The organism is Azospirillum formosense (genome assembly GCF_013340925.1).
In the GTDB taxonomy this organism is placed as follows: domain Bacteria; phylum Pseudomonadota; class Alphaproteobacteria; order Azospirillales; family Azospirillaceae; genus Azospirillum; species Azospirillum formosense.
This window is the reverse complement of sequence record NZ_WHOR01000196.1, coordinates 1-10,966: the sequence shown is the minus strand read 5'-3', so window position 1 is coordinate 10,966 and position 10,966 is coordinate 1. Positions and strand designations below refer to the sequence as shown.

The following is a 10,966-nucleotide window of genomic DNA, read 5'->3' as shown; positions in this document are numbered from 1 at the left end:
GTGGAGGAGCGGGCGGGATTCTGCATGGCGTGCCTCTGCGCAAACATCCGGACCACACGAACAGTGGCCTGCGGCATGGCGCCGACTGTATGCCTTCAATCGCCGATTCTGCAAGCGTGATTGAATGCATTCAATGAGGATCGTGTATGGAAATCCCTGATTCTCCGGGAGTCGATCCCAGCAATGCGACACTCTGAAGCAGGCTTTGATGGGCCTCAGATGATCACGCCCGCGGTGGCGGGAGGCAGGACCAGGGCGTCGGCCAGGATCTCCAGCGCGCGGCGGGTCTCGTCGCGGTCGAGCGGAGCGCCCAGGCAGAAGCGCAGGGCCGCGGGCACGTCCGGGGTGGTGGCGAAGGCCTCCGCGGCCACCGCGGAAATGCCCCGGCTGCGCAGGGGGGCGGTGAACTCCCCGCCGGTCCAGCCGTCCGGCAGGGTGAGCCAAAGGTGGAAGGCCTCCCGCTTGGTGACGATCCGCTCTGCCGGCAGGAGCGTTTCGGCGAGCGCCCGGCGGGCCATGGCCTCCGCCCGGATGGCATCACGCACGGCCTCGGCGGTGCCGTCGGCGATCCACAGCCGGGCGATGGCGGCGGACAGCGGGGCGGCGATCAGCGTGGTTGCCCGCTGCGCCACCGCCACACGGCGGGCCTGCCGGGCGTCGGGCGCCGCCACATAGGCGATGCGCAGGGCCGGGGACACGCATTTGGCAAGACCGGCGACGTGGTAGGTCAGCTCCGGCGCGAAGGCGGCCAGCGGCGGCGGCGCCGTTTCCGGCAGCGGGCCGTAGATGTCGTCCTCGATGATCGGAACGCCGTTGTCGCGCGCCGCCGCGGCCACGGCCCGCCGCCGCTCCTCCGGCATGGTCGCGGTGGTCGGGTTGTGGAAGGTCGGGATGCAGTAGAGCGCTTTGGGCCGGTGCTCGGCCAGCGCGGCGCGCAGCGCGTCGGGGTCGATGCCGTCCGCGTCCATCGGAACGCCGATCACCCGCAGCCCGAGCTGGGCCGCGGCGGCGCGGAAGCCGGGATAGGTCAGTGCCTCCGCGCAGACCGTGTCGCCGGGGCGGGCCAGGGCGGACAGCAGGGCGAGCAGGGCGGCCTGCGTACCGGGCGCCACCAGCACCCGCTCCGCCGTCAGGCCGGGCAGACGATGGCGCAGCCAATGGACCGCCGCCTCACGGTCGTCCGGGCTGTCGGCCCCGTCCGGATAGCGCAGCAGGTCCGGCAATCCCAGAGCCGCGGTGGCCGCGGCGACGCCGCGGTTCATGCGGGCGGCCAGGGCGGTGGAATCCTCCGGCTGCGGCGGCTGGTTCATCGCCATGCTGACGGCCAGCGGCACCGTCGCAACGGTGGTGTGCGGCTCCGCGGCGAAGGGCGGGGGAACATGGCCCGTCTTGCGCACGAAGGTTCCCTGTCCGACCCGCGCGTCGACCAGCCCGCGGTGGCGGGCCTCCCCATAGGCGCGGCTGACGGTGGTGAAGTCGATGCCCAGCCGGTCGGCCAGGATCCGCTGCGGCGGCAGCCGGTCGCCGGGCCTCAGCCGCCCCGCCCCGATGTCCGCCGCGATGGCGTCCGCGATGGCGATGTAGACGGGGCGGCTGCGGTCCTCCAGGGAGGGCGCCCAATCGATGGGGTGCGCGGCGGTTTGGGGAGTGGTAAGCGGCGGCATGGTGATCCTTGCAGGGAGGCGGGGCGCTCCCTTCCAGACATTAGGCCTGGCATTGTATGGATTGTCAATGTGCGTGTCGGGAAAGTTTGGCCGGCTGGCTCATCACCGCAGCGGCTTGCTCCTTTCCTCCCATCGGGGACAACAGGCTCCCCTGCCAAAGCGTGCGCAGAAAAAAGGCCACCGGGGTGGACCCCGATGGCCTTCGAGTCTAGGGAGGAAACGTCCAGGACGTCGCACCAGCCGCCGCAACGGCGGCCCACAACGCTTGAACACAAGAAGAAGCATACTAATATATTAATATGAAAGCAAGCGGGAAATCGGGGGTGGCAATCCATTTTCGATGCCGGCCCACGGTTTCGCCGCTTCCGCTCCCGTCCCGCCAGAGCGACGGGACGGGGTGGCTGAGGCGGATCAGCCGCTGTTGCGCAGGCCGGCGGCGACGCCGTTGATCGACATCAGGATGCCGCGCCGCACCCGCTCATCGCTGCTGCCGGCGCGGTGGCGCCGCAGAAGCTCGACCTGGACGTGGTTCAGCGGATCCATGTAGGGGAAGCGGTTGCGGATCGAGCGCGCCAGAAGCGGGTTCTCGCCCAGCAGCTCGTCATGCCCGGCGATGGCCAGCAGATGGCGGCGGGTGCGCTGCCACTCCTCGCGGATGCGGCCGAAGATTCGCTCGCGCAGTTCGACGTCCTCCACCAGCTCCGCGTAGCGCGAGGCGATGGCGAGGTCGCTCTTGGCCAGCACCATGTCCATGTTGGACAGCAGCGACTTGAAGAAGGGCCAGGCGCGGTTCATGCGCTGGAGCAGGGCGAGCCCGTCCGGCTCCTCCTTCAGCCACGCCTCCACGGCGCTGCCGAAGCCGTACCAGCCCGGCAGCATCAGGCGGCACTGCGCCCAGGAGAAGACCCAGGGGATGGCGCGCAGGTCCTCGATGCGGTCCGACTTGGTGCGCGAGGCCGGACGGCTGCCGATGTTCAGCGTGGCGATTTCCGAGATCGGCGTGGCCGTGCGGAAATACTGGGTGAAGCCCGGCGTCTCGTAGACCAGCCCGCGGTAGGCGCCGAAGGCCAGTTCCGACAGCCGCTCCATCGCCGCGTAGAAGGATTCCGCCGGCTCGACGCGGTTCTCCAGGTCGAGCAGGGTGGCCTCCAGCGTCGCCGCGGTCAGGACCTCCAGGTTGCGCTGCCCGACCTCGGGGCGCCCATACTTCGAAGCGATGACCTCGCCCTGCTCGGTGATGCGGATCTGGCCGGACACCGCGCCGGTCGGCTGGGCCAGGATCGCCTGATAGCTGGGGCCGCCGCCGCGGCCGACCGAGCCGCCGCGTCCGTGGAACAGCCGCATGCGCACGCCGTGCCGGTCGAACAGCTTCGCCAGCTCGATCTCCGCCTTGTACAGCTCCCAGCCGGAGGTCAGGAAACCGCCGTCCTTGTTGCTGTCGGAATAGCCAAGCATCACCTCCTGCTCGTCCCCGCGCGAGGTGACCAGGGCGCGGTAGGCGGGCAGGGTGAACAGCCGCTCCATCGTCGCCGGGGCCTGCCGGAGGTCCTCGATGGTCTCGAACAGCGGGACGATGTTGAGGCCGAGCGCCGGCTCGCCGCCCGCCCCCGGGCGCAGCAGGCCGGATTCCTTGAGAAGAAGCGCCACCTCCAGCAGGTCGGACGCGCCGTCCGTCTTGGAGATGATGCTGTTCGGCAGGGCGGCGGGTCCGTAGGTCTCGCGCAGCTGGCGGGCGGCGAAGAAGATCGCCAGCTCGCCCGCCGTCTCCTCCGAATAGGCGTGGTAGGGCGAGTGGAGCGGGCGCGGGCTCTGGATTTCCTCGGCCAGCAGGGCGATGCGCTCGTCCTCCGACAGGGCGGCGTAGTCGGCGCAGCGGCCGGCGACGGCCAGCAGCTCCGCCACCGTGCGCTGGTGGACATCGGAGTTCTGGCGCAGGTCGATCGGCGCCAGATGGAAGCCGAAGGTCTTCACCGCGATGATCAGGCGGCGCAGCCGCCCGGCGGCCAGACGGCCCGCCCCGTGGGCCTTCAGCGAGGCGGCCAGAATCTCCAGATCGGCCAGCAGCTCGGCGCTGGTGGGGTAGGGATCGCCCTTGCCGACCGCGTTGCGCAGCGCCTCATGCTGGTCGAGCGTGCGCGAGGTCGCCGCCAGACGGGCGTAGATGCCGGTCAGGGCGCGGCGGAACGGCTCGTCCGCGCGGTGCGGCGAATGGTCGGGCGAGCGCTTGGCCAGCTCCTCCAGCTCCGGCGAGGTGCCGAGCAGCAACTCGGACAGCGGCAGCTCGCCGCCCAGCTCGTGGATTTCGGTCAGATAGTGGTCGAGCGCGGCGGTCGATTGCAGGCGCATCGCCTCGCGCAGGATCGGTGCCGTGACGAAGGGGTTGCCGTCGCGGTCGCCGCCGATCCAGGAACCGATGCGGAAATAGGGCGGCAGCGACCACTCCCGCTCGGGGAAGCGCTTGGCCAGCAGATCCTCGAAGCGGCAGAACAGCTTCGGCAGCTCGGAGAAGAAGGTGTCGGTGTAGTAGGAGATGCCGTTCTTCACCTCGTCGATCACGGCGAGGCGCTGCGGGCGCAGCATGCGGGTGCGCCACAGGGTCAGGATGGCCTCCTGGAGCGCGTCCATGTTGGCCTCCGCCTCCTCCGGCGTCAGGCGGGAACGGTCGCGGGTGTCCAGCAGGGACGCCACCTTGTGCTCCAGCGCCAGGATGCTCTTGCGCTGGACCTCGGTCGGGTGGGCGGTCAGCACCGGGCTGACCTGGGCGATGTCCAGCACGCCGGCCAGCCGGTCCGGCTCGACCCCGGCGGCTTCCAGACGCTCCAGCGCGTAGGGCAGGGTGCCCTCGCGCGCCGGCGAGCCGGCAATGGCGTGGTCGCGGGTGCGCCGGATGTGGTGCTGGTCCTCGGCGATGTTGGCGAGGTGCAGGAAGTAGGAGAAGGCGCGCACCACCGACATCATCGTGTCGCGCGGCAGGCCGTTCAGGATCTCGGCCATCTCGCGGCGGGCGGAGTCGTCGTCGTCGCGGTTGAAGCGCACCGAGGCCTGGCGCACGCTCTCGATGACGCCATAGACGCCGTCGCCCTCCTGCTCGCGCACCGTGTCGCCGAGCAGGCGGCCGAGCAGGCGGATGTCCTCGCGCAGCGGGAAATCCTTGTCGTCGGTGCCGGTTTCGGTGTCGCTGACCGGAGCGGCAGAATGGAGGGCGGCGTCGGTGGTCATCGTGGGTCGCTCCGGCTGTGCGAAGGTGGAACCGTCGAAAGGATCGGCGTGCAACTGTAAAGCAGTTTGCTGCACCCGCTAAAGCCCTTTTTCCCTTGTGGGAGAACGGCTTCGGCACGGTTGCGGACGCCGTTGCCCCGGTGGCGCCGGCAGCGCTGCGGTGTCCGCACAGATCTATCACTTGGCGGAAGGGCTCGCCACGGCGGCGCGCGATCCTTCCGCCATGCGGTGACGGCTGCTGTTCAGCGCCAGAGTTATACTAGTATATCAAATCCGCTGGCAAGGCTCGCAGCCTGTTCAGGGCGCGCCGAACCGTCCCGGCGGCAGCCCGACGACGCCGGGTGTGCAGGTGAACAGCCCGCCGGCCAGCGGTTCCCCGGCCGGGGCGTCCTGGGTGGTGGCGGCGGCGGTGGTGATGAACAACCGGTCCAGGCCCGGCCCGCCGAAGGCGCAGGAGGTGACGTTGGACACCGGCAGACGCACCACCTGGTCCAGCGTCCCGTCCGGCCGGAAGCGGCTGACCCGCCCGCCGCTCCAGTGGGCCACCCAGAGATGGCCCTCGGCGTCGCAGGTCATGCCGTCGGGATAGCCGTCCTCCTCGCCGAAGCGGAGGTGGACGCGCTTGCCGGACAGGGTGCCGTCCGCGGCCAGGGCAAAGGCATAGATGGTCCGGCGCGGGCTGTCGGTGTGGTAGAGCGTCCGCCCGTCCGGGGACAGGGCGGGGCCGTTGCTGACCGTGTAGCCCTCGTCCGCCCGCTCCACGGAACCGTCCGGCCCGATGCGGTACAGCGCGCCGGATGCATCCTCCTCCGCGTCGTCCATGCTGCCCACCCACAGCCGCCCCGCCGCGTCGGCCATGGCGTCGTTCAGCCGGTTGCCGGGCGTGTCCTCCTCCAGCCGCATCAATTCGGCCCCCACCGAGAGCCGGTCGCCGTCGAGCGTCAGGCCGACCAGCCGGCGCGAGCGCAATCCGGCGATGAAGCCGGCGCCGTCCGCCCGCTCGACCAGCCAGCAGGCGGCCTCCTCCAGTGGCCAGTCGCGGCCCTGACCGTCGGCGGGTGTGTAGCGCAGCAGGCGCGACCCGCGGATGTCCACGGCGAACAGGGCGTTGCGCGACGGCGACCAGACCGGCCCTTCGCCGAGCTGCGCGCCCGCCTCCCAGACACAGTGAGCGTCCATGGTCCCGGTCTCCTTCCTGTTGCTGTCCTGCGCGATGCCGCGGGTCTTTTCGTCACAGGTCCAGGGTGACTTTCGCGGCAAGTCTTTTGCAGCGTTCCGGCGCGGGAAGTGGCAAAAAGAGCGCGTGGCGTTCGCCGGTCCCATGCCCATATGGGGCTTGACCGAACGATCGAACCGACGTTTGAACCAAAGTTTCAAGGCAGTATTTTTCCGAGGGAGGAATTCACCCATGTCTGCCCCGACCCGACTGAAGCCCGGCGTCGTGACCGGAGAGGACTACCGCGCGCTGATCGCCGCCTGCCAGGACGGCGGTTACGCTCTGCCGGCGGTCAACGTGGTCGGCACCAACGGCATCAACGCCGTCCTCGAGGCGGCGGCGAAGAACCGCTCCGACGTGATCGTGCAGCTCTCCAACGGCGGCGCCCGCTTCTACGCCGGCGAGGGCATGAAGGACGCGCTCCAGGCGCGCATCCTCGGCGCCGTGTCGGCGGCCCAGCACGTCCATCTGCTGGCCGAGCAGTACGGCGTCTGCGTCGTCCTGCACACCGACCACGCCAACAAGGGCCTGATCCCCTGGGTCGAGGGCATGATCGGCCACGGCGAGGAGCATTTCCGCCGCACCGGCCGGCCGCTGTTCAGCTCGCACATGCTCGACCTGTCGGAGGAGTCGCTGGACTTCAACCTGTCGGAATGCGCCCGCGTCCTCAAGCGCCTCGCCCCGCTGGGCATGAGCCTGGAGATCGAGCTGGGCGTGACCGGCGGCGAGGAGGACGGCATCGGGTCGGAAGACCTGGACGCCGCCAACAACGCCCACCTCTACACCCAGCCGGAAGACGTGCTGCGCGCCTATGAGGAGCTGTCGCCCATCGGCCACTTCTCCGTCGCGGCCTCCTTCGGCAACGTGCACGGCGTCTACGCCCCGGGCAACGTGAAGCTGCGTCCGGAGATCCTCGGCGCCTCGCAGGCCCTGGTGGCCGAGCGTCACGGCGGCGGCGCCAAGCCGTTGGCCCTGGTGTTCCACGGCGGTTCGGGGTCGGAGAAGGAGAAGATCGCCCAGGCGGTCGGCTTCGGCGTGTTCAAGATGAACATCGACACCGACACCCAGTTCGCTTTCGCCGAGTCCATCGGCGGCTTCGTGCTGGAGAACGAGGCGGCCTTCCGCCATCAGATCGACCCGCAGTCGGGCAAGCCGCTGAAGAAGCTGTACGACCCGCGCAAGTGGCTGCGCCTGGGCGAGCAGGGCATGGTCCGCCGCCTGGACGAGGCCTTCGCCGATCTGGGCGCCGCCGGCAAGTCGCTGGCCGGCTGATCGGTCGGGATGTGGGGGTGAGGGGCCGGCATGGCCGCTCACCCTTACACCGACGGCACCACCCCGATCACCGGCTCCGGCGGCGTCGCAAGCACTCCCGGCGCCGGGGGCGCCGTGAAATCCACGGCCAACTGCTCCACCGTCATCGACCCGACGCCCGCCGCCACCTCCGCGCCGAACTGGAAGCCCAGGATCCAGTCGGTCTCATTGACGATTCCGCGATCCTGAAGCTCGTCCAGCATCCCGTCCAGGTCCAGCGTCCCGGCCAGCCGGTCGTCGCCGTATTGCAGGACCGTGTATTCCCAATCGATGGGGTTGCCGTCCACTCCGCCGCTGAACACCGGCTTGTTCCACAGGGTGGCGTCCCCCTGCGCGTCGGTCAGCGTGGCGACCGGCTCCCCGGCGGGGGTGAAGTAGCCGCTGTGCAGCCACACCATCACCTCGTCGGTCACGCCCTCGATCCCCTTTTCCGGGTCGTCGCCGATCCACAGGCTGACGGCGACGTTGTAGAGGTTCGTCGCACCGGTCAGGCCGATCTTGTAGGTCACGTCGAAGTTCGGCAGGTCGGCGATCCGCGCGGGCAGGACCGCGCTGGTGGACGGGGCGCCGTTCCACGGGTTGACGCCATGCGTCAGTTCCGGATAGGCGCGCACCGGATAATTCTCGTAGGTCAGGGCGCGCCGGCTGTCGTAGGGCCAGTTCCAGCTGATCGCCGTTCCGTTCGGAAAGGTCGCCTCGTCGAGGACGATGGACTGGGTGAAGTCCTTGCCGTTGCGGTAGCCGCCCGGATTCCAGACGTTGCTGCTGGCCGCCCAGCCGCCGATCTCCAGCCGGTCGGCGCTTCCTTTCAGCGTGGTGGTCATGATGGGTCCCCGCTCCGTCCTGTTCTGCCCGGCGTCGGGGCTTCAACACGGGCGGACGGCGATGATCGCGATGGGGCTCAGCCCCCCACGGACAGCCGGTGGTCGATGTCGCGGGCGAGCCGATCCATCGGACTCCCCGGCTCGATGGCGTCGAACCACTTGTTGTGCCAGTGGAAGCAGAAGGCGCCGGGGAAGAAGCTGTCGAGGTCGTGCGCGACCGGCGACGCCCTCATGAAATCGTTGAAGTGCAGCACGGGATTGTCGATCCACCCGGCGTCGAACCACGGGCACGGCAGCACGAGGATGTCCATCGGCGTGTCGTAGACCAGGCCGGCCTGCTGGAAGCCCCAGCCGCGGCCGCGGTTCCGGATGAACTCGATGTTGCCCTTCATCGCCTCCGATCGCGGCGTGGGGGAGATGTAGAGCGCGCCGTTGGGATAGCTCTGCCGCTCCCACCGGTAGGCCAGGATCTTGCCGGGGAACTGGTTCAGGAGCGGCGTGACGCTTCGCAGGAACAGGCAGTCGAGGTCGAACCAAACGCCGCCGTATTTGTAGAGCAGGATGTAGCGGACGATGTCGGAGTAGAAGGATGCGTCGATCGACCGACCGAAGTCGTTTCCTTCAAGAAAGGTGCCGCGGCATTCGTCGCGCTCGGAAAAGGCGCGGATCTCGGCGTATTCGCTGATTTCGCTCAGATACCGGTTCTCGACGCCGTTCTGCGTCCACAGGATGATTTTGTTCGCGCGGCCACGGACGTTGAACAGATGGCAGCTCTTCACCGAGATCAGGTGCTTCTCGTTCAGCGCTCCGTCCCAATAGGCGTGGAAGGTGAGCGGTTCGGCCGGGGGCGTCTCGTCCTTGATGAGTTTGGCAACCTCAAGCGAGAGAAGTTCGTGGGAGAAATCCTCCGGCGCGAATCTCAGCACTTCCATTGATGGACCCTTCACGAGGCCGTTTTCGGGGACGTTCCCGCCGAACGCCGTTATGCAACAGGTCCGGCGCGGCCGGCAACCTCACCCCGGAGAAAGGCGGGCGCCCGGGGAGCGGACGCCCGCCTCTCCTGCGGAAGCCGTCACTTGCCCTTGCGGGTCAGCAGGAAGGCGAAGACGCCGATGGTCACGACGAACACGCTGACGGCGCCGACCAGGGCGATGTAGGTGGTGGTGTCGAAGTTCATGGCGCGACCTCCTTCGATGGAAATGAATGATGGGATCAGGGACCGAGGAAGACGGTCTCGTGCTGGACGGTCAGCCCGTCCGGCTGGCGGGTGACGACGAAGGCCGCGGGGGTCGAGGGCTGGCGCAGCGCCTCCTTCGGCACCCGGACCAGCACGCGGTGGGTCGCCACGCTGTCGGGATCGGCCTGGACCAGGACGGAGCCTTCCGCCGCCTCGCCCTCGCCGCCGGCCACCGACAGGACGGCGCCGGGAAGGCCGATGAAGGACAGGCGGTAGGTCTGGGCCGCCCGCGTCATGTTCAGGACCTTGACCGTGTAGGCGTTCTGGATGTCGCCGTTGGACAGGGTGACGAACAGCGGCGCGCGGTCGCGCAGGATGTTCACGTCGACCTTCGGCTTCAGCACCAGCCCGGCGGCCATCATCCCGCCGACGACGGTCAGCAGCAGCGTGTAGATGATGGTGCGCGGGCGGACCGGCTTGAACGCGGGCTTGGTGCCGTTGGCCCGCGCGATCTGGGCGTTCAGGGAATCGAAGCGGACCAGATCGCCGGGGCGCCCGATCCTCGCCATCACGCCGTTGCAGGCGTCCACGCACAGGCCGCAGCCGATGCAGGCGAGCTGCGGGCCGTTGCGGATGTCCACCCCGGTCGGGCAGACATGGACGCAAGCCCCGCAATCGATGCAGTCGCCCAGTCCCGTCGCCCTGCGCTCCTCCCAGCTTTGCGAACGCTTCAGGTGGCCGCGGCCCTCGCCGCGCCAGTCCTCGTAGGTGACGGTCAGGCTCTCCTCATCCTGCATCGCCGCCTGGAAGCGCGGCCAGGGGCACATGTAGATGCACACCTGCTCGCGCGCGTGGCCGGCCAGCAGATAGGTGGTCGCGGTGAACAGCCCGATGAACAGCAGCACGGTCGAGGACGCCTCGAACCGCAGCATCTCCAGCGCCAGGGTCGGGGCATCGTTGAAGTAGAAGACCCAGGCTCCGCCGGTCAGCAGAGCGATCAGCAGCCACGCGGCGTGCTTGGCCGCCTTCCTGCCCAGCTTGGCCGGCGACCAGGGGGCGTGATCGAGGCGGATGCGGTCGCCGCGGTCGCCCTCGATCCGGCGCTCCACCCACAGGAACAGGTCGCTCCACACCGTCTGCGGGCAGGCGTAGCCGCACCAGACGCGGCCGGCGAGCGCGGTCGCCAGGAACAGGCCGATGGCCCCCAGAATCAGCGCGCCGGTCAGGTAATAGACCTGCTGCGGCCACAGCTCGATGAAGAAGAAATACAGGCGGCGGCCCGGCATATCCACCAGCACCGCCTGATCCGGCGCGTTGGGGCCGCGGTCCCAGCGAATCCAGGGGGTGACGTAGTAGAGGCCGAGCAGGCAGATCAGCGTCAGCCATTTCAGCCGGCGGAAGGTGCCGGCGACCGACTTCGGGTAGATCTTGTCGTGCTTGGCGTAGAGGCTGCTCTTGCGCGCGGAGTCCGCGGGGTGGGGGGCGGTTTGCGGTTCGGTGGTGGAAACGCTCATCATGCTCGTCCGTGGTTCGGCCCGCGGACAAATGGGCAGGG

Annotated in this window: 7 protein-coding genes; 1 reads left to right on the top strand and 6 read right to left on the bottom strand. The window is 69.1% G+C overall.

All coding sequences use genetic code 11. The features are described from left to right. Positions 1 to 215: 215 nt before the first annotated feature. From GBZ26_RS21130 to GBZ26_RS21120, 3 genes are all read right to left on the bottom strand, one after another. The gene (locus tag GBZ26_RS21130; RefSeq protein WP_174440534.1) at positions 216 to 1,664 is read right to left on the bottom strand and encodes an aminotransferase-like domain-containing protein; all 1,449 of its coding nucleotides are present in this window, start codon (positions 1,662 to 1,664) and stop codon (positions 216 to 218) included. Between the two features lie 411 nt (positions 1,665 to 2,075). After that, positions 2,076 to 4,883 (bottom strand): phosphoenolpyruvate carboxylase, encoded by a 2,808-nt coding sequence (gene ppc, locus GBZ26_RS21125; RefSeq protein ID WP_174440533.1) that lies wholly within the window; start codon positions 4,881 to 4,883, stop codon positions 2,076 to 2,078. A 297-nt stretch (positions 4,884 to 5,180) separates the two neighbouring features. Continuing rightward, a complete protein-coding gene (locus GBZ26_RS21120) occupies positions 5,181 to 6,062 on the bottom strand; it encodes an SMP-30/gluconolactonase/LRE family protein (protein ID WP_174440532.1) in 882 nt (293 codons plus the stop codon). Positions 6,063 to 6,291: 229 nt separating this feature from the next. Between GBZ26_RS21120 and fbaA the strand changes: the two genes are divergently transcribed. Beyond that, positions 6,292 to 7,371, top strand: coding sequence for a class II fructose-bisphosphate aldolase (gene fbaA / locus GBZ26_RS21115; RefSeq protein WP_040138070.1), 1,080 nt, complete (start codon positions 6,292 to 6,294; stop codon positions 7,369 to 7,371). Between the two features lie 44 nt (positions 7,372 to 7,415). Here fbaA and GBZ26_RS21110 read toward each other — a convergent pair whose 3' ends face one another. The 3 genes from GBZ26_RS21110 to ccoG form a co-directional block, all read right to left on the bottom strand. Next, positions 7,416 to 8,234, bottom strand: coding sequence for a GH12 family glycosyl hydrolase domain-containing protein (locus GBZ26_RS21110; protein ID WP_174440531.1), 819 nt, complete (start codon positions 8,232 to 8,234; stop codon positions 7,416 to 7,418). Positions 8,235 to 8,311: 77 nt separating this feature from the next. Continuing rightward, a complete protein-coding gene (locus tag GBZ26_RS21105; RefSeq protein ID WP_174440530.1) occupies positions 8,312 to 9,166 on the bottom strand; it encodes a glycosyltransferase in 855 nt (284 codons plus the stop codon). A 280-nt stretch (positions 9,167 to 9,446) separates the two neighbouring features. Beyond that, positions 9,447 to 10,925: a cytochrome c oxidase accessory protein CcoG gene (ccoG, locus tag GBZ26_RS21100; RefSeq protein WP_174440529.1), complete on the bottom strand. Its 1,479-nt coding sequence runs from the start codon at positions 10,923 to 10,925 to the stop codon at positions 9,447 to 9,449. Between the last annotated feature and the right edge of the window lie 41 nt (positions 10,926 to 10,966).